23 protein-coding genes and 1 pseudogene are annotated in these 22,708 nt (G+C 58.8%); 14 read left to right on the top strand and 10 right to left on the bottom strand.

Features of this window, described 5'->3' with window-relative positions; all coding sequences use genetic code 11:
• Positions 1-69 precede the first annotated feature (69 nt).
• Together bfr and C0058_RS26275 are read right to left on the bottom strand one after the other, a co-directional pair.
• Positions 70-540: a bacterioferritin gene (gene bfr, locus C0058_RS26280; protein ID WP_008433502.1), complete on the bottom strand. Its 471-nt coding sequence runs from the start codon at positions 538-540 to the stop codon at positions 70-72.
• A gap of 200 nt (positions 541-740) precedes the next feature.
• Positions 741-959, bottom strand: coding sequence for a bacterioferritin-associated ferredoxin (locus tag C0058_RS26275; RefSeq protein ID WP_003208706.1), 219 nt, complete (start codon positions 957-959; stop codon positions 741-743).
• A 237-nt stretch (positions 960-1,196) separates the two neighbouring features.
• On the opposite strand from C0058_RS26275, the gene C0058_RS26270 reads away from it, so the two are divergent.
• A complete protein-coding gene (locus C0058_RS26270) occupies positions 1,197-1,799 on the top strand; it encodes a peroxiredoxin (RefSeq protein WP_003172097.1) in 603 nt (200 codons plus the stop codon).
• Positions 1,800-1,863: 64 nt separating this feature from the next.
• Here the strand turns inward: C0058_RS26270 and rnt are convergent, their stop codons facing one another.
• Positions 1,864-2,541, bottom strand: coding sequence for a ribonuclease T (gene rnt, locus C0058_RS26265; RefSeq protein ID WP_003208704.1), 678 nt, complete (start codon positions 2,539-2,541; stop codon positions 1,864-1,866).
• Positions 2,538-3,584, bottom strand: coding sequence for a dihydroorotase (gene pyrC, locus C0058_RS26260; protein ID WP_003208703.1), 1,047 nt, complete (start codon positions 3,582-3,584; stop codon positions 2,538-2,540). The genes rnt and pyrC overlap by 4 nt, the downstream gene beginning before the upstream one ends.
• Before the next feature lie 156 nt (positions 3,585-3,740).
• Between pyrC and C0058_RS26255 the strand changes: the two genes are divergently transcribed.
• The 3 genes from C0058_RS26255 to C0058_RS26245 all read left to right on the top strand — a co-directional run bounded on the left by C0058_RS26255 (position 3,741) and on the right by C0058_RS26245 (position 7,285).
• Positions 3,741-4,649, top strand: a complete 909-nt coding sequence (locus tag C0058_RS26255) for an OmpA family protein (RefSeq protein WP_102369835.1) — start codon at positions 3,741-3,743, stop codon at positions 4,647-4,649.
• Positions 4,650-4,778: 129 nt separating this feature from the next.
• A complete protein-coding gene (locus C0058_RS26250) occupies positions 4,779-5,996 on the top strand; it encodes an argininosuccinate synthase (RefSeq protein WP_003208700.1) in 1,218 nt (405 codons plus the stop codon).
• A gap of 656 nt (positions 5,997-6,652) precedes the next feature.
• Positions 6,653-7,285 (top strand): response regulator transcription factor, encoded by a 633-nt coding sequence (locus C0058_RS26245; RefSeq protein ID WP_003208698.1) that lies wholly within the window; start codon positions 6,653-6,655, stop codon positions 7,283-7,285.
• A 71-nt stretch (positions 7,286-7,356) separates the two neighbouring features.
• Here C0058_RS26245 and C0058_RS26240 read toward each other — a convergent pair whose 3' ends face one another.
• From C0058_RS26240 to metG, 4 genes and pseudogenes are all read right to left on the bottom strand, one after another.
• The gene (locus C0058_RS26240; RefSeq protein WP_003208696.1) at positions 7,357-7,542 is read right to left on the bottom strand and encodes a PA3496 family putative envelope integrity protein; all 186 of its coding nucleotides are present in this window, start codon (positions 7,540-7,542) and stop codon (positions 7,357-7,359) included.
• A gap of 107 nt (positions 7,543-7,649) precedes the next feature.
• Positions 7,650-8,288, bottom strand: coding sequence for an endonuclease III (gene nth / locus C0058_RS26235; RefSeq protein WP_010170146.1), 639 nt, complete (start codon positions 8,286-8,288; stop codon positions 7,650-7,652).
• Between the two features lie 558 nt (positions 8,289-8,846).
• Positions 8,847-9,260: pseudogene (gene rsxB, locus C0058_RS33335) on the bottom strand (electron transport complex subunit RsxB); the annotation flags it as partial.
• 121 nt (positions 9,261-9,381) lie between these two features.
• Positions 9,382-11,433 carry a methionine--tRNA ligase gene (gene metG, locus C0058_RS26225; protein WP_003208690.1) on the bottom strand — a complete coding sequence of 684 codons (2,052 nt, stop codon included), beginning with the start codon at positions 11,431-11,433 and terminating at the stop codon, positions 9,382-9,384.
• 172 nt (positions 11,434-11,605) lie between these two features.
• Between metG and apbC the strand changes: the two genes are divergently transcribed.
• Positions 11,606-12,700: an iron-sulfur cluster carrier protein ApbC gene (gene apbC, locus C0058_RS26220; protein WP_102369833.1), complete on the top strand. Its 1,095-nt coding sequence runs from the start codon at positions 11,606-11,608 to the stop codon at positions 12,698-12,700.
• A 496-nt stretch (positions 12,701-13,196) separates the two neighbouring features.
• On the opposite strand, the gene fdxA is transcribed toward apbC, so the two are convergent.
• Positions 13,197-13,520 (bottom strand): ferredoxin FdxA, encoded by a 324-nt coding sequence (gene fdxA, locus C0058_RS26215; RefSeq protein WP_003208688.1) that lies wholly within the window; start codon positions 13,518-13,520, stop codon positions 13,197-13,199.
• A gap of 142 nt (positions 13,521-13,662) precedes the next feature.
• The gene (mutS, locus tag C0058_RS26210; protein ID WP_008433521.1) at positions 13,663-16,254 is read right to left on the bottom strand and encodes a DNA mismatch repair protein MutS; all 2,592 of its coding nucleotides are present in this window, start codon (positions 16,252-16,254) and stop codon (positions 13,663-13,665) included.
• Between the two features lie 198 nt (positions 16,255-16,452).
• On the opposite strand from mutS, the gene C0058_RS26205 reads away from it, so the two are divergent.
• The 9 genes from C0058_RS26205 to C0058_RS26165 all read left to right on the top strand — a co-directional run bounded on the left by C0058_RS26205 (position 16,453) and on the right by C0058_RS26165 (position 22,707).
• Entirely contained in the window at positions 16,453-17,187 is a 735-nt protein-coding gene (locus C0058_RS26205; protein WP_032899152.1) for an XRE family transcriptional regulator, read from the top strand.
• A 610-nt stretch (positions 17,188-17,797) separates the two neighbouring features.
• Positions 17,798-18,136, top strand: coding sequence for a phage holin family protein (locus C0058_RS26200; protein ID WP_003208680.1), 339 nt, complete (start codon positions 17,798-17,800; stop codon positions 18,134-18,136).
• 22 nt (positions 18,137-18,158) lie between these two features.
• A complete protein-coding gene (locus C0058_RS26195) occupies positions 18,159-18,674 on the top strand; it encodes a hypothetical protein (protein WP_102369832.1) in 516 nt (171 codons plus the stop codon).
• A 3-nt stretch (positions 18,675-18,677) separates the two neighbouring features.
• The gene (locus C0058_RS26190; RefSeq protein WP_003208676.1) at positions 18,678-19,286 is read left to right on the top strand and encodes a phage baseplate assembly protein V; all 609 of its coding nucleotides are present in this window, start codon (positions 18,678-18,680) and stop codon (positions 19,284-19,286) included.
• 12 nt (positions 19,287-19,298) lie between these two features.
• Positions 19,299-19,631 (top strand): phage baseplate protein, encoded by a 333-nt coding sequence (locus C0058_RS26185; protein WP_003208675.1) that lies wholly within the window; start codon positions 19,299-19,301, stop codon positions 19,629-19,631.
• Positions 19,628-20,623: a baseplate J/gp47 family protein gene (locus C0058_RS26180; RefSeq protein WP_023659217.1), complete on the top strand. Its 996-nt coding sequence runs from the start codon at positions 19,628-19,630 to the stop codon at positions 20,621-20,623. The genes C0058_RS26185 and C0058_RS26180 overlap by 4 nt, the downstream gene beginning before the upstream one ends.
• Positions 20,620-21,348 (top strand): phage tail protein I, encoded by a 729-nt coding sequence (locus tag C0058_RS26175; RefSeq protein WP_102369831.1) that lies wholly within the window; start codon positions 20,620-20,622, stop codon positions 21,346-21,348. The genes C0058_RS26180 and C0058_RS26175 overlap by 4 nt, the downstream gene beginning before the upstream one ends.
• On the top strand, positions 21,345-21,878 hold the full coding sequence (locus C0058_RS26170; RefSeq protein WP_087695288.1) for a phage tail protein: 534 nt from the start codon (positions 21,345-21,347) through the stop codon (positions 21,876-21,878). The genes C0058_RS26175 and C0058_RS26170 overlap by 4 nt, the downstream gene beginning before the upstream one ends.
• 46 nt (positions 21,879-21,924) lie before the next feature.
• Positions 21,925-22,707 (top strand): phage tail protein, encoded by a 783-nt coding sequence (locus tag C0058_RS26165; RefSeq protein ID WP_087695289.1) that lies wholly within the window; start codon positions 21,925-21,927, stop codon positions 22,705-22,707.
• The last annotated feature ends 1 nt before the right edge of the window (position 22,708 follow it).

The following is a 22,708-nucleotide window of genomic DNA, read 5'->3' as shown; positions in this document are numbered from 1 at the left end:
GGCCGCGGCAATAAAAAGCCCCGCTTCTCGAAAGAGAGCGGGGCTTTTTAGTGGCCGGGAATTGAAGGGTTATTCACCCATCTGCGATTGCAGGTAATTCTCGATAGTCACTTTGTCGATCAAGCCGATTTGGGTTTCCAGCCAGTCGATGTGTTCTTCCTGGTCTTCAAGGATATCTTCCAGCAGTTCACGGCTGCCGAAGTCGCCCTTGGATTCGCAATGGGCAATGGCGGCCTTCAGGTCGGTGTGGCTCTTGCGCTCGAAGTTCAGGTCGCAGTTGATCATTTCCTGGGTGTGCTCGCCGATGTTCAGCTTGCCCAGGTCCTGCACGTTCGGCAGGCCTTCAAGGAACAGGATGCGTTTGATCAGCGCGTCAGCGTCCTTCATGGCCTTGATGGATTCTTTGTATTCACGCTTGCCCAGCTTTTCCAGGCCCCAATCGTCATACATGCGCGCATGCAGGAAGTACTGATTGATCGCGACCAGTTCATTGGCAAGGATTTTGTTGAGTTGCTGGATGACTGTGATGTCGCCTTTCATGATTGGGGTCCTGCCCTGTATTAGCTGTATATAAGGCGGAGTTTGAGCTGCGCATTTACTACTGTCAAACCTAAGTTATTGAATAATAAATGAAAATTAATCGGAATAAGAATGTTTGTGTTCCGCGTCTTGGCGCTAACTGTTTGAATTTCGGGCATAAAAAAACCGGACACTAAGTCCGGTTCTTTAAAACACGCTGATTAAGCGTGTGTAAATTCTGCTGAGTAGGGGATCGCAGCCTGGGCAGTTTGCAGCTGCGTCAGGGTTTCCCGTACCACTTGCTTGGCGAGGCAGGCGCATTTGCCGCATTGGCTGGCAACGCCGGTGGTTTCACGTACTTCCTTGTAGCTGCAGCAACCTTCGTAGATTGCTTCGCGGATTTGTCCGTCGGTGACGCCAGTGCAAAGGCAGACATACATAAGGGAGAACCATCGCGGTTTAAGGCTTAAGTGCGACGGATCTTAATGTTAACGAGAATGATTGTCAAAGTAGTTTCTCAAGCCTTGGTGTTTGCACGCGGCTTCACTGACGAACGGCTTTTTTCCGGTATGATGGTCGGTCTTCACGAAGCGTGATCACGTCACAGGCTTGTCGTTTAGCTGCGGCACACTGGGACGGATCCTTTTACTTCAGTCACCACCATCAGGAGATACCCAATGAGCGTACTCGTCGGCAAACAAGCCCCGGATTTCGACGTACCCGCCGTCCTCGGCAATGGCGAAATCGTAGACAGCTTCAAACTGTCTGAAGCCATCAAAGGCAAATACGGCCTGGTGTTCTTCTACCCGCTGGACTTCACCTTCGTCTGCCCATCGGAGCTGATCGCTCTGGATCACCGCATGGATGATTTCAAGGCGCGTAATGTTGAAGTGGTTGCCGTTTCCATCGACTCCCATTTCACCCACAACGCCTGGCGCAACACCGCCATCAATGATGGCGGCATCGGCAAAGTCAAATACACCATGGCTGCCGACATGAAGCACGACATCGCCAAGGCCTACGACGTTGAGTCCGAAGGCGGCGTGGCATTCCGTGGCGCGTTCCTGATCGACGACAAGGGCGTTGTACGCTCGCAGATCATCAACGACCTGCCGCTGGGCCGTAACATGGAAGAGCTGATCCGTCTGGTCGACGCTCTGCAATTCCACGAAGAGCACGGTGAAGTTTGCCCTGCCAACTGGAAAAAAGGCGACAAGGGCATGAACGCTTCGCCAGAAGGCGTTGCGGCTTACCTGACCGAGAACGCTGGCAAGCTGTAAGCCACGTTCGAAGCAAAAAAAACCGGCCTGAGAAGGCCGGTTTTTTTATGTGCGGGATTTGGCTTCAGTCGCCGAAGTCTTCCCAGCCGCCCATCTGTTTCCAACGGTTGACGATGCCGCAGAACAGCTCGGCGGTCTTCTCGGTGTCGTAGCGGGCCGAGTGGGCCTCACGACCGTCGAAGTCGATACCGGCAGCCTGGCAGGCCTTCGCCAGCACGGTCTGACCATAGGCCAAGCCGGCAAGGGTCGCGGTGTCGAAGCTGGAGAACGGGTGAAACGGGTTGCGCTTCATGTCCAGGCGCGCCACGGCGGCATTGAGGAAGCCCAGGTCGAAGCTGCTGTTGTGGCCCACCAGGATCGCGCGTTTGCAGCCATTGGCCTTCAGGGCCTTGCGTACGCCACGGAAGATGTCGGTCAGCGCCGCTTCTTCACTGACGGCCATGCGCAGTGGGTGATCAAGCTTGATCCCGGTGAATTCCAGGGCCGCCGCTTCGATGTTGGCGCCTTCGAACGGCTCGACGCGGAAGAAGTGGGTGTGTTCCGGGAACACGAAACCCTGTTCATCCATGCCGATGGTCGTGGCGGCGATTTCCAGCAGCGCGTCAGTGGCGCAATTGAAGCCGCCGGTTTCTACGTCGATGACAACCGGCAGGTAGCCACGGAAACGCTCGGCCATCGGGTGACGGGAACCGCCACCACCGCCGCCGTGTTCCTGGTCGTCGTCGTAATGGTCTTCACTCACGGGTGTTCCTCCAGCAGGCGCCAGCGCAGTGTTTCACCGGCGCGCAGCGGGATAACGGTCAGCTCGCCAAACGGCAGGCTGGTGGGGGCGGTCCAGTCTTCACGGACCAGGGTAATGCGGTCGGTATTCGCCGGCAGGCCATAGAAACGTGGGCCGTTGAGGCTGGCGAACCCTTCAAGCTTGTCCAGCGCGTTGCGTTGTTCGAACGCTTCGGCATACAACTCGATTGCCGCATAGGCGGTATAGCAACCGGCACAACCACACGCGGCTTCCTTGGCGTGTTGGGCGTGAGGTGCAGAGTCGGTACCGAGGAAAAATTTCTCGCTGCCACTGGTGGCGGCATCGAGCAGCGCTACCTGGTGCGTGTTGCGCTTGAGAATCGGCAGGCAATAGAAGTGCGGCCGAATCCCGCCCACCAGCATGTGGTTGCGGTTGTACAGCAGGTGATGCGCGGTGATGGTCGCGCCGACGTTGGCCGAAGCCTCGGTGACGAACTGCACGGCATCGGCGGTGGTGATGTGCTCGAACACCACCTTGAGGGTCGGGAACAGCTCGACAACTCGGCGCATGTGCTCGTCGATGAAGATCTTTTCACGATCGAACACATCGACATCGCCACGGGTGACTTCACCGTGGATCAGCAACGGCATGCCCACTTCGGCCATGGCTTCGATGGCCGGCAGGATCTTGTCGATACTGGTGACGCCGGAATCGGAGTTGGTGGTCGCGCCGGCCGGGTACAGCTTGGCGGCGTGCACGAAACCACTGGCCTTGGCCTGGCGGATTTCTTCGGGCTGGGTGCGGTCGGTCAGGTACAGCACCATCAACGGTTCGAAGCGGCTGCCGGCCGGTCGTGCAGCGAGAATGCGCTGGCGATAGGCGTCGGCTTCCGCGGCGTTACGCACCGGAGGTACCAGGTTAGGCATGATGATGGCGCGGCCAAACGTGCGCGCTACATCGGCCACGGTTTGGGGCAACGCAGCACCATCGCGAAGATGAATATGCCAGTCGTCGGGACGCAGCAGGGTCAGGCGGTCGGACATTGGGGATTCCAGGCGGGTCAATCTGGTGGGAATGCTACCGGAAAAGACTCTTGCAGGCACTCGCTATCAAGTTTTGCAGGATGCGACCGATATCCCTGGGTATGCCTTAACGATGTATGACGCCTTGATGTGTTGTAGAAACCAGTGGAGCCTCCCGTGCGCCAGCATTATCTAGCCCTGCTCAGTGTGTTCGCCAGCCTGCCCGCGATGGCCCTCACGTTCCAGACACGTCTGGAGAATATTGAGTGGAAAGTGGAGGGCGATAAATTCGAGTGCCGCTTGACCCAGCCGATCACCTATTTCGGCTCGGGCGAGTTCGTGCGCCGGGCCGGCGAGCAGGCGACGTTTCGCCTGAAAGCCTTTAACGGCTCGTTGGGTGCCGGTTCCGCAACCCTGTTGGCGGCGGCTGCGCCGTGGCAGCCGGGGCGTGGCGATATCAACCTGGGGGCGGTGCGTGTCGGCAGTGGCGATGTGCTGTTCAACAGCTCCCAGGCCCAGGCCGGGCGTTTGTTTACCGGCCTGCTCGAAGGGCGCAGCCCGACGGTGCGCCACTATAGCCGCGACGGCGGTTACTCCGAGATCCGCCTGCTGCCGGCGAAATTCAGCAAGGCCTACAACGACTACCAACTCTGCACCACCAAGCTGCTGCCGATGAATTTCGAGCAGGTCAGACAGACCGAGGTGGGTTTCCCGGGTGGCGGCATCGAACTGGACGCGGCGGCCAGGAAAAAGCTCTCGGTGATTCTCGAATTCATGAAAGCCGACCCGACGGTTAACCACGTCGAGTTGAATGGCCACTCCGACAACAGCGGCAATCGCCTGACCAATCGCGACGTTTCGCGGCGTCGTGCATTGGCGGTAATGGACTACTTCAAGGCCAATGGCATCCAGGAATCGCAGATTACCCTGCGCTTTCATGGCGAAAGCTATCCGCTGGCGCCGAACACCAACGCGGCCAACCGGGCGAAAAACCGCCGGGTGAATATTCAGCTCGAACGGGTGGCAGCCCCCGAGAAACCGGCGCCCCAGGCCAAGGCGCCAGGCAACGCTGCCGCCACCTCATAAGGTGCGGCGTTTCGTCGCCCGCTCGACATAATCTGTCGCTTTATCTTCATTTGCTGTCGCGCCTCTGTAATTTCACGGTTTTGGTCGGTAGAATCGACGCCTTTCCGTACAACCCCGTGGAGTGATGGCATGGCCGACGTAAACAAGGTCGTTCTCGCGTATTCCGGCGGCCTGGACACTTCGGTGATCCTCAAGTGGCTGCAGGATACTTATAACTGTGAAGTGGTGACCTTCACCGCTGACCTGGGTCAGGGCGAAGAGGTCGAACCTGCACGTGCCAAGGCGCAAGCCATGGGCGTGAAAGAGATCTACATTGACGACCTGCGCGAAGAGTTCGTCCGCGATTTCGTTTTCCCGATGTTTCGCGCCAACACTGTCTACGAAGGCGAGTACCTGCTGGGTACTTCCATCGCACGTCCGCTGATCGCCAAGCGCCTGATCGAAATCGCCAACGAAACCGGCGCCGACGCCATTTCCCATGGCGCCACCGGCAAGGGCAACGACCAGGTGCGTTTCGAACTGGGCGCCTACGCCTTGAAGCCAGGCGTAAAAGTGATTGCTCCGTGGCGTGAATGGGACCTGCTGTCCCGTGAAAAGCTGATGGACTACGCCGAAAAGCACGCGATCCCGATCGAGCGTCATGGCAAGAAGAAGTCCCCGTACTCGATGGACGCCAACTTGCTGCACATCTCCTATGAAGGCGGCGTGCTGGAAGACACCTGGACCGAGCACGAAGAAGACATGTGGAAATGGACCGTCTCCCCGGAGAACGCTCCTGACAAGGCCCAGTACCTGGAACTGACCTACCGCAACGGCGACATCGTCGCGCTGGACGGCGTCGAAATGACCCCGGCCACCGTACTGGCGACCTTGAACCGTATCGGTGGCGAACACGGTATCGGCCGCCTCGACATCGTCGAGAACCGTTACGTGGGCATGAAGTCCCGTGGTTGCTACGAAACCCCGGGCGGCACCATCATGCTGCGCGCTCACCGCGCCATTGAGTCCATCACCCTGGACCGTGAAGTGGCTCACCTCAAAGACGAGTTGATGCCCAAGTACGCCAGCCTGATCTACACCGGCTACTGGTGGAGCCCGGAGCGTCTGATGCTGCAACAGATGATCGACGCTTCCCAGGTCCACGTGAACGGCGTTGTGCGCCTGAAGCTGTACAAGGGCAACGTGATCGTGACCGGTCGCAAGTCCGATGAGTCGTTGTTCGACGCCAACATCGCCACTTTTGAAGAAGATGGCGGCGCCTACAACCAGGCAGACGCGGCAGGCTTCATCAAGCTGAACGCGTTGCGCATGCGCATTGCGGCCAACAAAGGTCGCAAGTTGTTCTGAGTGTTGTAAGTTGCAATGAAAAATGGCCCCTCAAGGGGCCATTTTTTTTGGTTGAAAATACATCCGGAATCATCGGGCGCGCGCCTGTGTTTATTGTTCGCTTCGAAAAAGTTCAGGTGCTCCAGGAGATGATCTGGAGTGTTTATATTTTTACGGGGGCAATGTTTATTAATTTCGCTCGATAAGTGATGCATTGTTGAAAGTGAGATTTTTTCTTGTAGGCAGGAACTATGTACTACAGAAAATTCACTCAGAAATGTACCGCGAATATGTCAGATGCTGACATGCCTGTAGGATTTATGGAGCGTTAGTAATTATGTCGAATGGAACTTTTAAAAACCCGGTTTCCCTCCGGGTTCACAGGTCTTCTGACAGCGCACAAGGGGCATTTCCTGAAACTTGTGTACGGCGCGTTTACCCGGGCCCGCGTAATCCTGGGAATTTTCACTCAAAATATGTTTGTGCTCGGAAAGTTCTGAAAGCCCCAACAAAACTGGATAGCTCCGATCTGGCGTTTTTTTGTAGGTTAAATCCTATGTCTTTGTGGGTTAGGTCTCTGCTTGCTGTTGCTTGGGGGGGAGCGCTATGCCAAGCGAGAAACGACTAGGCTATTGTGCTTACTCTTAATAATTCGAACAGCGAAATTGGACTTGCCCATGAATAAAGTGCTGATCGTGGATGATCATCCCGTCATTCGTCTTGCTGTACGTATGCTAATGGAACGTCATAGTTATGAGGTCGTTGCCGAGACCGATAACGGTGTCGATGCCTTGCAACTTGCGCGCGAGCATATGCCGGACATTGTCATACTGGATATTGGAATTCCCAAACTCGATGGCCTGGAAGTTATATGCCGGCTGTCATCAACCAAACAGGCACATCCCTTCAAGGTGCTGGTGCTGACGTCCCAGGCGCCCGGGCATTTCTCGATGCGGTGTATGCAGGCGGGTGCTGCCGGCTACGTGTGCAAGCAACAGGATCTCACCGAGCTGTTGAGCGCGGTCAAGGCGGTGCTGTGCGGGTACAGCTACTTCCCCAACCAGGCGTTGAACTCGGTGCGCTCCACAATGGGTAACGCCAGCGAAGCGGACATGGTCGAGCGCCTGTCCGGCCGGGAGATGATGGTGTTGCAGCAGTTGGCCCGCGGCAAGACCAACAAGGAGATCGCCGATGGCATGTTCCTGAGCAACAAGACTGTGAGCACCTACAAGACCCGCTTGCTGCTCAAGCTCAACGCACGCTCGCTGGTGGACTTGATCGAGCTGGCCCAGCGAAACGGCCTGGTGTAGGCCGGCCTCACATTTACATCCAGTCAGAAAAAAGCCTCCGCAAGGGAGGCTTCTGTTTATCGTTGGATCGATTAGAGATCGAAGTCGTAATCGGCCAACTGTTTTTGCAAGCGCCGCTCTTCCAGAAGGTTGTCGATGGTGCGGCGTTTGCTCAAATTGGTCTTGGCCACCTCTACCGGTGCTTCTGCTGCATCATCGTCGGATTCAGCGCCAACAACGTCGTCTTCTACATCCAGTTGTTCTTTGCCAGTGCTCATAAGGTTAACTCCAGGCTAAGACTGCCGTTGGCGCTCCTTATAACGATAATCTCGGGCCTGGTAAAAAAGATTTTTTCAATCGACTCATCGATAAAAGCAATGATGGCTCAATCGTCGGAAGTCTTTTCCTTGTATTCGCACAGGTCTTCGATGCGGCAGCTGCCACAGCGCGGCTTGCGGGCCTGGCAGACATAGCGTCCGTGAAGGATCAACCAGTGATGCGAGTCCAGCAGATACGGCTTGGGCACGAACTTCATCAGCTGTTTTTCCACCTCCACCACATTTTTTCCGCGGGCAATACCGGTTCGGTTGCTGACCCGAAAGATGTGCGTGTCCACCGCCATGGTCAACTGGCGAAATGCTGTATTGAGCACCACATTGGCGGTTTTTCGGCCAACACCCGGAAGGGCTTCCAGGGCTTCGCGCGTTTGCGGCACTTCGCTGCCGTGCAGTTCCACCAGCAGCCGGCATGTCTCGATGACATTCTTCGCCTTGCTGTTGTACAGGCCGATGGTCTTGATGTATTCGGACAACCCCTCAACCCCCAGCGCGTAGATCGCCTCCGGGGTGTTCGCCACCGGATACAACTTGGCGGTGGCCTTGTTGACGCCGACGTCTGTGGACTGGGCCGAGAGAATCACGGCGATCAGCAACTCGAACGGCGAGGAGTAGGCCAGTTCGGTTTTCGGTTCCGGGTTGTCTTCGTGAAGCCGGCGGAAAATTTCCAGGCGTTTTGCGGCGTTCATGGGGCGAGCGGTTCCTTGCAAACAGTCAGTGTGGTTACGAAAAACGGGCCCAATAACCCGAGCAGGATAAACGCGGCGTGCACCGGCAGTACACGCTTCATCAGGTGCGGCCGGTGCTCAAGGGGTTCAGGTGCGGGCATCAGCCACCACCAGTGCCGCAAGCGCCTGCTCTGCCGTTTCGAAGTGCTGTTGCAGAATGATCAACTGCGACTGCTGTTCAAAGGTCGGCGGGTGGCCGAAAGCTTTCAGGGATTTGTGCAATTGGGCGCGGCTCATGGCCAGGTTGATCTTGGCCTTCTTCAAGGCGGCGTCCATGGCCGCGGCTTTTTGTGCACGAACCCGCTCAATGGCCGCCTGGACCGGGTTGACCGTGGCCGCAGCTACCGGGGCGGCGCGCTTGGAGCGTGCCTGGCGTTCGGCAAGTTTCTGTTCCTCTTCGCGTTGCAGCCGCGCGTTGCGCTGTTCAAACCGTCGCCGGGCCCGGTCGCGCTTGAGGCTGCGTGCCTCGCGTTCATGATCATTGGAGGCCAGCCCGCCGACAATCGGTACCACGGTGCTCAACGGACGCATTTCGATGCAATCAACCGGGCAGGGTGCTACACACAGGTCGCAACCCGTGCACTCGTCGACAATCACCGTGTGCATCAATTTGGCAGCACCGACGATAGCGTCCACCGGGCAGGCCTGGATGCATTTGGTACAGCCGATGCACTCCGCTTCACGGATAAACGCGATCTGTGCGGGCGCTTCCCCTCGAGATGTGTCCAACTCCAGCACCGGGAGCTTCAACAGCTGCGCCAGGGCTGTAATGGTTTCCTGGCCGCCCGGAGGGCACTTGTTGATCGCCTCGCCTTGGGCAATGCCTTCTGCGTAGGGCTTGCAGCCAGGATGCCCACATTTGCCACACTGGGTTTGCGGCAGCAGGGCGTCGATACGTTGAATCAGGCTCATGGTTTGATCATTGCGTTGGAACCCGGAAAAGCCACAGCCAACAGCGGGCCGACAGCAAACAGAATCCGACTATCCGGCAAGCGAGGAGGGGGTACTAGCTGAAACCGCCCCATGGCCGAGACCATGAGGCAGTTAGCCATTGTTACTTGATGCGCTGACCCGGCTTGGCGCCGCTGTCCGGGCTCAACAGGTAGATCTCTTCACCGCCAGGGCCGGCCGCCATCACCATGCCTTCGGAGATACCGAACTTCATTTTCCGCGGCTTGAGGTTGGCGATCATCATGGTCAGGCGACCATCGAGCTTGGATGGGTCCGGATAGGCGCTCTTGATCCCCGAGAACACGTTGCGTTGTTCATCACCGATGTCCAGGGTCAGGCGCAGCAGCTTGTCGGCGCCTTCCACGGCTTCGGCCTTGAGGATCAGGGCCACCCGCAAGTCCACCGCAGCGAAGGCGTCGAAGTCGATTTCCGGCGACAACGGATCTTTCGCCAGTTCGCCATTGCCCGCAGGTGCAGCGTCGCCGGTATCGGTCTTGCTGGCCTCGAGGTCTTCTTTCGATGCGTCGGTCATGGCCTGCACTTTTACCGGGTCGATACGGGTCATCAGCGGCTTGAACTCATTCAACTGATGGTTGCCGAGCAGTGTCGCGTGGTCATTCCAGGTCAGCGGCGGCACATTGAGGAACGCCTCGGCGTCGGCTGCCAGCAATGGCAACACCGGCTTGAGGAAGATCACCAACTGACGGAACAGGTTGACGCCCGTGGCGCAGATCGCCTGGACTTCAGCCTGCTTGCCTTCCTGCTTGTTCAGCGACCACGGCGCCTTGTCGGCGATCCAGGCGTTGGCGCGGTCGGCCAGGCCCATGATTTCGCGCATGGCCCGGGCAAAGTCGCGGGCTTCATAGGCATCGGCGATGCTTGGCGCCGCGGCCAGGAACGCATCGGTCAGCTCAGGTGCGGCATTTTCAGCCACCAGCACCCCGGCGTTGCCCTTGTGGATAAACCCGGCGCAACGGCTGGCGATGTTGACCACCTTGCCCACCAGGTCCGAGTTGACCTTCTGTACGAAGTCTTCCAGGTTCAGGTCCAGGTCGTCGACACCACGGCCCAGCTTGGAGGCGTAGTAGTAGCGCAGGTATTCCGGCGACAGGTGGTCCAGGTAGGTGCGCGCCTTGATAAAGGTGCCGCGGGACTTGGACATCTTCTGGCCATTGACCGTCAGGTAACCGTGCACGGCAATGCCGGTTGGCTTGCGATAGCCCGAGCCTTCAAGCATTGCAGGCCAGAACAGCGCGTGGAAGTTGACGATGTCCTTGCCGATGAAGTGGTACAGCTCGGCCGTGGAGTCCTTGTTCCAGAACGCGTCGAAGTCCAGCTCCGGCGTGCGGTCGCACAGGTTCTTGAAGCTGGCCATGTAGCCGATCGGCGCGTCCAGCCACACGTAGAAGTACTTGCCTGGCTCGCCCGGGATCTCAAAGCCGAAGTACGGCGCATCGCGGGAGATGTCCCACTGTTGCAGGCCGGCGTCCAGCCATTCGGCGATCTTGTTCGCCACGGCGTCCTGCAGGGTGCCGCTGCGGGTCCAGGTTTGCAGCATCTGCTGGAAATCCGGGAGCTTGAAGAAGAAGTGCTGGGAATCCTTGAGTACCGGGGTGGCGCCGGAGATGGCCGACTTCGGATCCTTCAGGTCGGTGGGCGCGTAAGTGGCGCCGCATTTCTCGCAGTTGTCGCCGTACTGGTCCTCAGTGCCGCATTTCGGGCAGGTGCCCTTGATGAAGCGGTCGGCCAGGAACATTTTCTTTTCCGGGTCGAAATACTGGGTGATCGAACGCGTGGCAATGTGCCCGGCGTCCTTGAGGCGCAGGTAGATCTGGCTCGACAGCTCGCGGTTTTCGTCGGAGTGGGTCGAGTGGAAGTTATCGAAATCCACCAGGAACTCGGCAAAGTCGGCGCTGTGTTCAGCCTGGACATTGGCGATCAGTTGTTCCGGGGTGATGCCTTCCTTCTCGGCGCGCAACATGATGGCCGAACCGTGGGCGTCGTCCGCGCAGACATAAATGCATTGATTGCCGCGATGCTTCTGGAAGCGCACCCACATATCGGTCTGGATGTACTCAAGCATATGGCCAAGGTGGATAGAACCATTGGCATAGGGCAGGGCGCTGGTGACGAGGATCTTGCGTGGCTCGGACATGGGGCTCGGCTACTTGATGAAACGGAGGTCGGCCACTATAAAGCGCCGGGAAATTTATTTCACCCCGTGCGGCTGTTTCCGGATTTTCCCGCAGGCCGAAAGCGTGCCGCTGGGGCGCTGGAACGGTTAGGATAGCCGCCTGTTTTAGTCAGTCTTTTTTCGGGAGTAGCCCATGAGCGCCGTCAATCGCGCAGCGGTGGAAGCCGTTCTTCGCCAGTACACCGACCCCTACCTGAACCAGGACCCGGTCAGCGCCGGGTGCGTACGCGCCATCGACGTGCAGGGTGACAAGGTTTCGGTCCAGCTTGAGCTGGGCTACGCCGCAGGCCTGTTCAAGAGCGGCTGGGCGCAGATGCTGCAAATGGCCATCGAAGGCCTGGACGGCGTCAGCGCGGCCAGGGTCGACATCCAGTGCGTGATCGCCCCGCACAAGGCCCAGGCGCAGATTCCGGGCCTGGCCAACGTCAAGAACGTGGTGGCCGTGGCTTCCGGCAAGGGCGGCGTGGGCAAATCCACCACCGCCGCCAACCTGGCCCTGGCCCTGGCCCGGGAAGGCGCGCGGGTCGGGATTCTCGACGCCGACATCTATGGCCCGAGCCAGGGCGTGATGTTTGGCATCCCGGAAGGCACCCGGCCGAAGATCAAGGACCAGAAATGGTTCGTGCCGATCGAGTCCCATGGCGTGGAAGTCATGTCCATGGCCTTCCTGACCGACGACAACACACCGATGGTCTGGCGCGGCCCGATGGTATCCGGTGCGTTGCTGCAACTGGTCACGCAGACCGACTGGGGCAACCTGGACTACCTGGTGATCGATATGCCGCCCGGCACCGGCGATATCCAGCTGACCCTGGCGCAGAAAGTGCCGGTGGCCGGCGCGGTGATCGTCACCACACCGCAGGACCTCGCGCTGCTGGATGCCCGCAAGGGTGTGGAGATGTTCCGCAAGGTCAACATCCCGGTGCTGGGCGTCGTGGAAAACATGGCGGTGCACATCTGCTCCAACTGCGGCCACGCCGAGCATCTGTTCGGTGAAGGCGGCGGCGAGAAGCTCGCGACCCAGTACGGCGTTGAACTGCTGGCGTCATTGCCGCTGTCCATGGGGATTCGAGAGCAGGCTGATGGCGGCAAGCCGACGGTGGTTGCCGAGCCCGATGGCCAGATTGCCATGGTCTACCAGGAGCTGGCGCGCCACGTAGGCGCGCGAATCGTCCTGCAGGAAGCCGAGGCCCAGGCAATGCCGACGATTACTGTCAGCGACGACTGATCCACCGGATGGGAAAAAAGCCTCGACCTTGTCGGGGCTTTTTCTTGCCTGGTGAACACCAACGAGGCGTTTTTTACTCTTTTACGTAATTGCTGGTGTAAGCATTCACTTACTTTTTCGTAAGCGTTTGGGTTTTTTCATCGGCGGGGGCGTCTTGAATTGATTGCCTATATTTCTATCTTATTGAAATATAACGATTATTTATTAGCGTTTGAGCGCGTGAATCGAAAACCCGGCGGGTTGGATCCCGTTGAACTTCCCCGTGAACTCTCTAAGATCAGCCCTGTGTCCACGGATTGACACAGTCATCAAGGAACGATGATTCAGGGAACCTCGCAGGATGCGATTCATCAGGACGATGAAAAGGAACACAGGGACTAGGGAAAAAATGTGGGCGGGTCATACCGCCCCTTTTTTTTGCCTGTAGAACAGTGAAACCCGCCCCGCAGAAATGCAAAAAGGCCCGCAAGGGGCCTTTTGGAGGGCATCGACGCTATCAGCGTTCGAGGTCGGCAATCTTGCCTTTTTTGCCATCCCACTCTGCCGCATCCGGCATCGGGTCTTTGCGCTCAGTGATATTCGGCCAGATTTCCGCCAGCTCAACGTTCAACTGAATAAATTCCTGCATCTCTGCCGGGACTTCGTCCTCGGAGAAAATAGCGACGGCCGGGCATTCTGGTTCACACAGGGCGCAGTCAATGCACTCGTCCGGGTGGATGACCAGGAAATTCGGGCCTTCGTAGAAGCAGTCCACCGGACACACTTCTACGCAGTCGGTGTACTTGCACTTGATGCAGTTGTCGGTGACGACGAAGGTCATTTCTAATTTTCTCCTCAGGCGGCGGCAGCGAAACCCTTTGTAGCAGGGCTCGCGAGGTTCGGGAGCGATAGTCTGCAGGCCAGGCTAAAAGCCCGCAGCATCCCAAACCGCGCGAGAGTCTACCAGCTTGCAAGCGTCTGCGTTATATCCGAGTCTTCAGTGCATATAACATTTCGAGCGCTTTTCGCGGCGTCACGTCATCCAGGTCAAGCTTAGCCAACTCATCCAGTACCGGATGAGGCAGGCTGGCGAACATGTCGCTCTGGTGCGGCGCGCTGGGTTTGTTGCTGGCCTTGGCCGGGCTGGCCACGGGAATCTCATGGGGCAGCGCTGTTTCTTCCAGGCGGCTCAGGTGCTCGCGAGCACGGGTAATCACCTCGGCCGGCACCCCCGCCAGTTGCGCCACGGCCAGGCCGTAACTCTGGCTTGCCGGGCCGGGCAGCACGTGGTGCAGGAACACGATGCGCTCGTTGTGCTCGGTGGCATTGAGGTGCACGTTGGCTACCAACGGCTCGTTTTCCGGCAGCACGGTCAGTTCGAAGTAGTGCGTCGCGAACAGCGTATATGCCCGCAGGTGCGCCAAACGTTCGGCCGCCGCCCACGCCAGGGACAGCCCGTCGAAGGTGCTGGTGCCGCGGCCCACTTCGTCCATCAGCACCAGGCTGCGTTCGGTGGCGTTGTGCAGGATGTTGGCGGTTTCGCTCATTTCCACCATAAAGGTCGAACGGCCGCCGGCCAGGTCATCGCTGGAACCGATCCGGGTGAAGATGCGGTCCACCAGTGACAATTCGCAGCTTGCCGCCGGCACGAAGCTGCCGATATGCGCAAGCAGCACGATCAACGCGGTCTGACGCATGTAGGTGGATTTACCGCCCATGTTCGGACCGGTGATCACCAGCATGCGGGTGTCGTCGTCCAGCGACAGGTCGTTGGCGACGAACGGCGTGGTCAACACCTGCTCCACCACCGGGTGGCGACCTTGCACGATGCGCATGCACGGCTCGCTGACAAAGCGCGGGCAGTTCAGGTCAAGGTTCAGGGCACGCTCGGCCAGGTTGCTCAGTACATCCAGCTCGGCCAGGGCGGCTGCGGTGTCCTGCAACGGCGCCAGCTTGTCGATCAGGCTTTCGAGCAAGGCTTCGTAGAGCATTTTCTCCCGGGCCAGGGCGCGGCTTTTGGCCGACAGCGCCTTGTCTTCGAATTCTTTAAGCTCCGGAGTGATAAAGCGCTCGGCACCCTTGAGGGTCTGGCGGCGCTGGTAATCGATCGGCGCCTGCTCGGCCTGCTTGCTTGGCAACTCGATAAAGTAGCCGTGCACGCGGTTGTAGCCGACTTTCAGGTTGGCCAGGCCGGTGCGGGCTTTTTCACGGGCTTCCAGGTCAATCAGGAACTGCCCGGCGTTCTCGCTCAGGGATTGCAGCTCATCCAGCTCGGTGTCGTAACCGGTCTTCAACACGCCACCGTCACGGATGATCGCGGGCGGGTTGTCGATGATGGCTTTTTCCAGCAGCGCCGCCAGTTCCGGGTAGGTGCCGGTGGTGACTGCCAGCTGCTGCAGGTGCGGTGCTTCCAGTTCGGTCATCGCCGCTTGCAGTTGCGGCAGGGCGCCGAGGGCATCGCGCAGGCGTGCCAGGTCGCGGGGCCGCGCATTACGCAGGCCGATCCGCGCCAGGATCCGCTCGATATCGCCGATTTCCTTGAGCTGCGGTTGCAGCTTTTCAAAGCGGTAGCGGTCGAGCAGGCAGGTAATAGAGGTCTGGCGGGCTTGCAGCACGGTCAAATCCCGCAGCGGGCGGTTCAACCAGCGGGTTAGCAAGCGGCTGCCCATGGCGGTCTGGCAACGGTCGACCACCGATTGCAGGGTGTTGTCGCGCCCGCCGGCGAGGTTGGTGTCCAGTTCCAGGTTGCGACGGCTGGCGCCATCCAGCACCACGGTGTCGTCCAGGCGTTCATGACGCAGGCTGCGCAAATGCGGCAGGGCAGTGCGCTGGGTTTCCTTGGCATAGCTGAGCAGGCAACCGGCGGCGCCGATGGCCAGGGTCAGGGTTTCGCAACCGAAGCCCTTGAGGTCTTGCACGGAGAATTGCTGGCACAGGCTTTTCAGCGCCGAATCACGCTCGAAATCCCACGGCGCACGACGCTTGGTCCCACGGCGACGTTCCGCCGGCAGGTCCTTTGGCCAGTCGTCCGGGATCATCAACTCCACCGGGTTGACGCGCTCAAGCTCCGCCAGCAGATTCTCCCAGCCCTTGATCTCCAGCACCGTGAAGTTGCCACTTGTGATATCCAGGACTGCCAGGCCGAACAGGCGTTCGTCCCCCAGTACTGCCGCGATCAGGTTGTCGCGACGCTCATCCAGCAGCGCCTCATCACTCACCGTACCCGGCGTGATGATGCGCACCACCTGGCGTTCCACCGGGCCCTTGCTGGTGGCCGGGTCGCCGATCTGCTCACAGATCACCACCGACTCGCCCAGCTTCACCAGCTTGACCAGGTAACCTTCCAACGAATGATATGGAATCCCGCACATCGGAATTGACTGCCCGGCCGACTGCCCGCGCGCGGTCAGGGTGATGTCCAGCAACTTGGCCGCCTTCTTCGCGTCTTCATAGAAGATCTCGTAGAAATCGCCCATGCGGTAGAACATCAACTGATCAGGGTGCTGGTTTTTCAGGCGCCAGTACTGCTGCATCATCGGGGTGTGGGAGGACAGATCGGAAGTGTTTTTACTCATTGGATAGTTGGCAAATTCGTTGAAAGTGATGGGGCAAAGGGGGCGCTTGGCCCAGCATTTTTTGCAATGGGCGCAAGGTTAACACGCGCGGTCGGGGCTTCGCAGTGCACAAACGGTCAGGTCAAATTCGCTGCTCCATGCATTAAATATGCAAATTAGCATTTGCCAAGCATCAAAACTGCCTGCACTATCCGCGTTATGCAAAAACGCAACGTTTCTATCGTCTTAAGAGAGCTGCTGGACCGCGACCGGATCTCCCCCACGGAGCTTCACCGGCGTACCGGCGTGCCTCAATCCACACTGTCCCGGATCCTCAGCGGCAAGATCGTGGATCCGTCGGACAAGCACATCTCGCGCATCGCCGATTACTTCCAGGTCAGCACCGATCAGCTGCGCGGGCGCGCAGGGCTGGTGCCGGTGCGGTCGGACGAGCGTGACCCGATGCATTCGGAACTCAAGGACATAAGCCTGTGGGACGACGAAACACCCGTTAATGATGACGAGGTGTCGATCCCCTTTCTGCGCGAGGTTGAATTGGCTGCTGGATCAGGAAGATTCGTCATCGAGGAAAGCGAGAAGGCCAGCCTGCGATTCGGCAAGCGCAGCCTGCGGCATAACGGTGTGCAGTTCGACCAGGCCAAGTGCGTGACGGTGCGCGGCAACAGTATGTTGCCGGTGCTGCGCGACGGCGCCACCGTAGGTGTCAATGCGGGCAAATGCGGGATTGGTGACATCGTCGATGGCGATCTTTACGCCATCAATCACAACGGCCAGCTACGGGTGAAACAGCTCTATCGCCTGCCTTCCGGGATTCGCCTGCGTAGCTTCAACCGCGATGAACATCCGGACGAGGACTACAGCTTCCAGGAAATCCAGGATGAACAGATCAGCATCCTTGGTCACGTTTTCTGGTGGGGCATGTACGCCCGCTAACCCTTCTGTGTAAGACAAAGCCCGCCAGTGAGCGGGCTTTTTTTCGTCTGCGTAAAACCACCAAACCCTTTGCCTGCGGGGCTATAAATGCACCTGTGCATTTCTTGCGCAAAAATAAATGCGTTTGTGCATTGACTGTATATGCATACATGCATATTCTTCATCTCAAGCCAGCCAAGAAGGCCTGGTGGAGGCGGCAAGGATGCTGCCAAGGAAGACAAGGACGTTACGCAACACCGGCAAGGACGCCATCGAAGCGATGGCAAGGATGCCAGGCAATACCGGCAAGGATGCCGACGCTCTTTAGTTTCAAACCGCTTCAAGAACAGGCAGCGATGAACCGGCCTTAACGGTTCAGAGGGTTGGCAACTGGCCCGGGTGTGCAGCGTAAAGCACCAGAAGCAGTTATCCGGCAGACAGGGATCGTGGTCGGAAAAACATTGAGGAAAGAACCGTACCGCGCCAGTAGCGCCGAAAGTTCGAGGACATCATTACTGAAAAGCCCGGGCAACCGGGCTTTTTGGAATGCCTACCTAGAGAACCCATTCAAATTGAAACAAACACCTACAACCGGCGACCTGCCGGTATCACTCATTCCAGGAGGCGTGACATGACAAACGAGCAGCAAGCGTTGGCGGAAATGCCTATCTGGCTGGTCATCGTATTGGCGGTGATTGGCGGGGTTTCCGGAGAAATGTGGCGCGCCGACAAGGAAGGCGCCCGCGGTTGGTCGCTTATGCGGCGCCTGGCCCTGCGTTCGGGGGCCTGCATGGTGTGCGGGGTATCAGCCCTGATGCTGTGCTACGCCGCCGGCATGTCGATCTGGACGGCCGGCGCCATTGGGTGCCTGACCGCCATGGCCGGCGCCGACGTGGCCATCGGCCTTTATGAACGCTGGGCGGCCAAGCGCATCGGCGTCAACGAAGGCCCTGGCCGGGACCCGCAGTAACCGTTGCAAGGACGCTACTTAAATGACACTTATCGAAAAACCCTCCCAACTGCCCCAGGCCATCAGCGAGGCACTGCGCAGGGCGTTTCCGGAACTTAAGGTCGGCACTCATCAGGACTTTCAGGGCGCCGCGAACGACACCGGCGTGTTGATAACGGTCGAAGGCAATGGGCCGGGCCTTCGCTCCCGCGAGGGGCGCAAGGCCCATGCCCTGGGGATTTCACTCAAGGCCATGGTGGCCCCGGGTGCCTTGCCCTTTGATGCCTGCGACCTGGCCAGCCAACTGATGGACCTGGTGCTGGATAACCGCTGGAACCTGTCGCAGGCGCAGTGCGACCTGCCGACCAGCATCGTCGCTGCGCCTTCAATACGCACCAGCGCAGAGACGGACTACGACACCTGGACCGTCACCTTCATCCAAACCCTCTATATCGGGCCGCCGTTGCTCAACGATCCCACAGGCAAGCCGCTTTTTGCCTGCACCTGGGACGTGTCGAACATCGACGACCCCGACCAATACAAGCCGCTGGCGGAGTAGCCCATGTTCGACGCGCTGTTACGCATGCAGCTGGGGCCGATCGTGGAGCGCCTGGCGGAAATGGAAAGCCAGCTCGAAGACCTGTATCGACGCGCCGAAAGTTTCTGCCGAATCGGCGTGTGCCAGGAGGTCGACGCCGCCAGCAATACCTGCAAGGTCAGCCACGGCGAACTGCTCACCCCGGCGATCCGCTTTTTCAACCCCAGCGCCGGAGCGCAGACGGAAACCCGCATCCCGTCAGTAGGCGAGCAATGTTTGCTGCTCAACTACGGCGCCGGGGAGGGCGGGGCGCAATCGGTGGCCTTGTTCGGCTTGAACAGTGACCGTTTTCCACCGGTCTCCAGCGCTTCGACACTGACCCGGCGCCGCCATCAGGACGGCACCCAGAGCGACTACGACGACGCCAGCCATACCTTCAACTGGGTCAATGGCCCCACCACGTTCACAGGTTCCCGCGAACAGGTCGACATCAAGGTCGGCGCCGCCAGCCTCACGATGAGCGCCCAGGGCGTCACGCTGCAAGTCGGCGGCACCAGCCTGTTGCTGGACGCCGGCGGCGCGCACTTCAGCGGCCCGGTGGTGGACCACCAGGGTCGAGTCATCAGCCCCTGACAAGGACATCCCATGATCGGAATCGATAGAAACACCGGGGCGGCGGTCGATGACTGGCTGCAATTTGTGCAGCGCGCTACCCGAGCGCTGACCACGCCCTTGGGCACTCGCCAGAAGCGCCCGCTGTACGGCTCGATGATCCCGCAGCTGCTCGGGCAAAACCTCGGCGATGACCTGCTGATTCTCGCCCAGAGCCATGCCGCCCAGGCGTTCTACAACCCGCAGAACGGCATCGCCGACTTCGAGCCGCAAGTCATCGTCGCCAACCGCCAGGGCGCCGGCCTGTTGCTGCGCTTCGCTGGCACCTGGAAAAACCGCAAGCAATCCTTCGAGGTGGTGACATGAGCATGCTGATACCCGGCCAGAACCAGTTGGCTGAGCCAGCGATCATTGCGGTCGATGAGTTCGAGCCACTGTTGGCGGAGTTCAAGGCGTTTGTCGTTGATTACGTCGCTACTCGTGCGCCTGAAAATGCCGCCAAGCTGAAGGTCAGCCTGGAGAACGAGAGCGAGTTGCTGACGTTGGCGCTGGAAGCTTTTTGCGTTCGCCTGCAAACCCACGAGCGCAAATACAACGCCCGCATCAAGCAGATGCTGGCGTGGTGGGCCACCGGCAGCAACCTCGATGCGCGCCTGGCGGACATGGGCCTTGAGCGCCAGGTGCTCGACCCTGGTGACCCGGCGGCTTTCCCGCCGGTACCGCCAACATTGGAGAGCGACGATGACGCCCGGTTGCGTTATTACCTCGCGCCTCACGCTCCGGCGGCGGGTTCGCGGATGCAGTATCGCCGGGAGGTTTTCACCCTCGGTGAGCGTCCATCGGTGAAAGTGCAAAGTGCTACGCCGGGTGTGGTGACGGTCACTTATACCTTCGACCCGGACGGCTACGCGGCACGGGTCAAGGATGGTAATGGCCGTCGAACCGCGCCCGGCGAAGTGATGGTCACGGTCCTGTCCAGAGACGGGGATGGCACACCTTCTGCTGATCTGCTTGACGGTGTACGTCGGCATTTCGCCCGGCCTGACGTGCGACCGGAAACGGATCTCGTCACGGTGCAGGGGGCGCAGATCCTGCGCTACAAAATTCGGGTGGTGGCCAAGATCAACGCCGGTCCGGATTCCGGATTGACCCAGGTAGCCGCGCAGCGACTGCTGCAAACCTACGCCGAGTCTTGTCATCGCCTGGAAGGGCGGGTGGACCCGAGCTGGATCGACTACGCCATCCACTCGGCGGGAGCTGCACAACTGCAAATCCTTGAACCGCTGGAGCCGATCGTCACCACCGCGTTCCAGGCTCCGTATTGCACGGGTGTCGAGGTGGAGGTGCGCACGCTATGAGTGAGCCAAAAGGCAGCTTGCTGCCCGCCAACAGTTCGCCGTTGGAGAAGGCGCTGGACCTGGGTTTTGGGCAATTGCTCGATCGGGTGACGCCACCCTTTCCCGCCTTGATGAATCCGCTGCAGACGCCGGCTGAATTCCTTCCCTACCTTGCCGCTGATCGCGGCGTCAGTGAATGGGACGCCGCTGCCAGCGAGTCGGAGAAGCGCCTCACCGTGGCCTTGTCCTGGCAAATCCAGCGTCAGGCCGGTACGCCCAAGGCGCTGAGCTACGCCGTCGAATCCCTGGGATTCACCCCCAATATCAGTGCCTGGTATCAACAGCGGCCAACCGGTCTGCCTTACACCTTTGATGTGCAGGCAATCATCGGTCGCAGTTGGTCCAGTGGCGATCACAACCGTTTGATCCGCCGCATCAACGCGGCCAAGAGCGAGCGGGACCTGGCCACCATCACCATCGTGCACGAGACCTCCCAGGGTTTACGTGTTGCTGCAGCCGCTGATCCAGGGTTGAGCATCGGCGATGAGGGCCCGCCCGGGGCGTTGCCCGAAGTGAAGCTGCACGGGGTACTTGCTTGCAGCAGCGTGGCGCACACACCGCTCAGCGATGGCGAGTTGCAGTTGTGCGGCGTACTGCCTGAACTCGGGCTGGCGGCCCGGCTAAACAGTGCCGGGGTTGCCCGGCACTACACCATTAACGACTACGACCTCAGGGCGCAGCCATGACAGATGAAATTACACGCCTGGTGCGCTTCACCTCCAAGGGATTGGATGAAGTGCTGCAGGCAAAGAACCAGGGCTTGAAAGGCGAGATCACCCACATTGGCGCCGGTACTGGCCGCTACAACCCCGACGGCACCGAAGTGGCCCTGCGTGACGAGCGCCAACGGGTCGCCATTGTGGACTACGAGGATCTGGGCGACCGGCAACTCCGGATGGCCGCGCTGTTTGATGGCGAGGCCGAGTATGAGATCGGCGAGTTTGGTTTTTACCTCGCCAGTGGCACGTTGTTGGCGGTGTATTCCGTGGAGGGGAAGCTGCTCACGTATAAAGCGGCGGCGGCTCGGGTACTGCAGAAGTTCACGTTGGATATTTCGCCGTTGCCGGCGGATAGCGTGACGATTGTGGTGGGGAGCGAGAATTTGAATGTATTGATGGCTGAAGAAATCGCAATCATGGCGGCGGCTTCGGTTGGCAATATGTCGAGGCATGTTGATTTGATGTTTCGGGTTATGCAATTAGAAGCTAAGCAATAGCGCTTGCAAAAGTGCTGAAAAGATAATTTTTACTAGGGAGTTGATTATGGGGATTGAAACGACGATCACAAAAGTTGTGGACGCATGTAACAAACTGACGGATACGGTGACGAATCAGGTTGGCAAAATAGATTCTCGAATGGATGTTGCCTTGGGTCAGTTCAACGCGTGGCGCGGCAGTGTACAGGCCAAGGATATTAACGGGCGTGCCTCTTACTCCCAGACTATTGATCTGACTGGGCTGTCCACCAACATCTTTTATCCCGTATGGTGGCGCATGCCGGGTAACGAGCAAGGCATGTCTGAGATCGTGATTTCTAGAAACTACGCCACGAATGCCGAGCTTAATCCGTTCAATAATAATTTTGAACCGCACGTTGCGGGCCTAAACCTGCAAATGGAAGGGTGTGGGATTCCGTGGAATGGTGATGCGAACTTTTTGACAATCAAGCGTATATCCCAAACATACCGAGAAACTGTTCGGTGCGCGCAGTTTGGGATGCTTTCTTATGTTCGTCCTGTCACTGGGCTGAAGCCTATTTGGTTGAATCAGGCTGTGGGCACTTTGGTTGGTTCTCCACAAGAGTCGGGATGCTACTTGCGGGGCGGGTTGAGTTACATCATTACCAAAAGCTTTGAAGCCCCTGTTAAATTTAGTCGTTCAGACGCCGAGGTCGAATTGAGCCAAGCCGTTACAGCTGAGTATGAAATTTCGTGGAAGGTCAAGCCTTTCGCAATCACAGCGTCAGAGCTGGGAGCTACTTACCCTGAAAGTAGGATGGCGTATACGTTGGATAACGATCAGCGCTATGCAGTTAAAGGAGTATGAA

This window comes from Pseudomonas sp. NC02 (assembly GCF_002874965.1).
Taxonomy (GTDB): Bacteria; Pseudomonadota; Gammaproteobacteria; order Pseudomonadales; family Pseudomonadaceae; genus Aquipseudomonas.
This window is presented reverse-complemented; position numbering and strand designations above follow the sequence as displayed.

Coding starts and splice junctions, on each gene's coding strand:
- bfr (WP_008433502.1), bottom strand. CDS start 540: ATGAAAGGCGACATCACAGTCATCCAGCAACTCAACAAAATCCTTGCC.
- C0058_RS26275 (WP_003208706.1), bottom strand. CDS start 959: ATGTATGTCTGCCTTTGCACTGGCGTCACCGACGGACAAATCCGCGAA.
- C0058_RS26270 (WP_003172097.1), top strand. CDS start 1,197: ATGAGCGTACTCGTCGGCAAACAAGCCCCGGATTTCGACGTACCCGCC.
- pyrC (WP_003208703.1), bottom strand. CDS start 3,584: ATGTCCGACCGCCTGACCCTGCTGCGTCCCGACGACTGGCATATTCAT.
- C0058_RS26250 (WP_003208700.1), top strand. CDS start 4,779: ATGGCCGACGTAAACAAGGTCGTTCTCGCGTATTCCGGCGGCCTGGAC.
- C0058_RS26245 (WP_003208698.1), top strand. CDS start 6,653: ATGAATAAAGTGCTGATCGTGGATGATCATCCCGTCATTCGTCTTGCT.
- C0058_RS26240 (WP_003208696.1), bottom strand. CDS start 7,542: ATGAGCACTGGCAAAGAACAACTGGATGTAGAAGACGACGTTGTTGGC.
- nth (WP_010170146.1), bottom strand. CDS start 8,288: ATGAACGCCGCAAAACGCCTGGAAATTTTCCGCCGGCTTCACGAAGAC.
- metG (WP_003208690.1), bottom strand. CDS start 11,433: ATGTCCGAGCCACGCAAGATCCTCGTCACCAGCGCCCTGCCCTATGCC.
- apbC (WP_102369833.1), top strand. CDS start 11,606: ATGAGCGCCGTCAATCGCGCAGCGGTGGAAGCCGTTCTTCGCCAGTAC.
- fdxA (WP_003208688.1), bottom strand. CDS start 13,520: ATGACCTTCGTCGTCACCGACAACTGCATCAAGTGCAAGTACACCGAC.
- mutS (WP_008433521.1), bottom strand. CDS start 16,254: ATGAGTAAAAACACTTCCGATCTGTCCTCCCACACCCCGATGATGCAG.
- C0058_RS26205 (WP_032899152.1), top strand. CDS start 16,453: ATGCAAAAACGCAACGTTTCTATCGTCTTAAGAGAGCTGCTGGACCGC.
- C0058_RS26200 (WP_003208680.1), top strand. CDS start 17,798: ATGACAAACGAGCAGCAAGCGTTGGCGGAAATGCCTATCTGGCTGGTC.
- C0058_RS26195 (WP_102369832.1), top strand. CDS start 18,159: ATGACACTTATCGAAAAACCCTCCCAACTGCCCCAGGCCATCAGCGAG.
- C0058_RS26190 (WP_003208676.1), top strand. CDS start 18,678: ATGTTCGACGCGCTGTTACGCATGCAGCTGGGGCCGATCGTGGAGCGC.
- C0058_RS26185 (WP_003208675.1), top strand. CDS start 19,299: ATGATCGGAATCGATAGAAACACCGGGGCGGCGGTCGATGACTGGCTG.
- C0058_RS26180 (WP_023659217.1), top strand. CDS start 19,628: ATGAGCATGCTGATACCCGGCCAGAACCAGTTGGCTGAGCCAGCGATC.
- C0058_RS26175 (WP_102369831.1), top strand. CDS start 20,620: ATGAGTGAGCCAAAAGGCAGCTTGCTGCCCGCCAACAGTTCGCCGTTG.
- C0058_RS26170 (WP_087695288.1), top strand. CDS start 21,345: ATGACAGATGAAATTACACGCCTGGTGCGCTTCACCTCCAAGGGATTG.
- C0058_RS26165 (WP_087695289.1), top strand. CDS start 21,925: ATGGGGATTGAAACGACGATCACAAAAGTTGTGGACGCATGTAACAAA.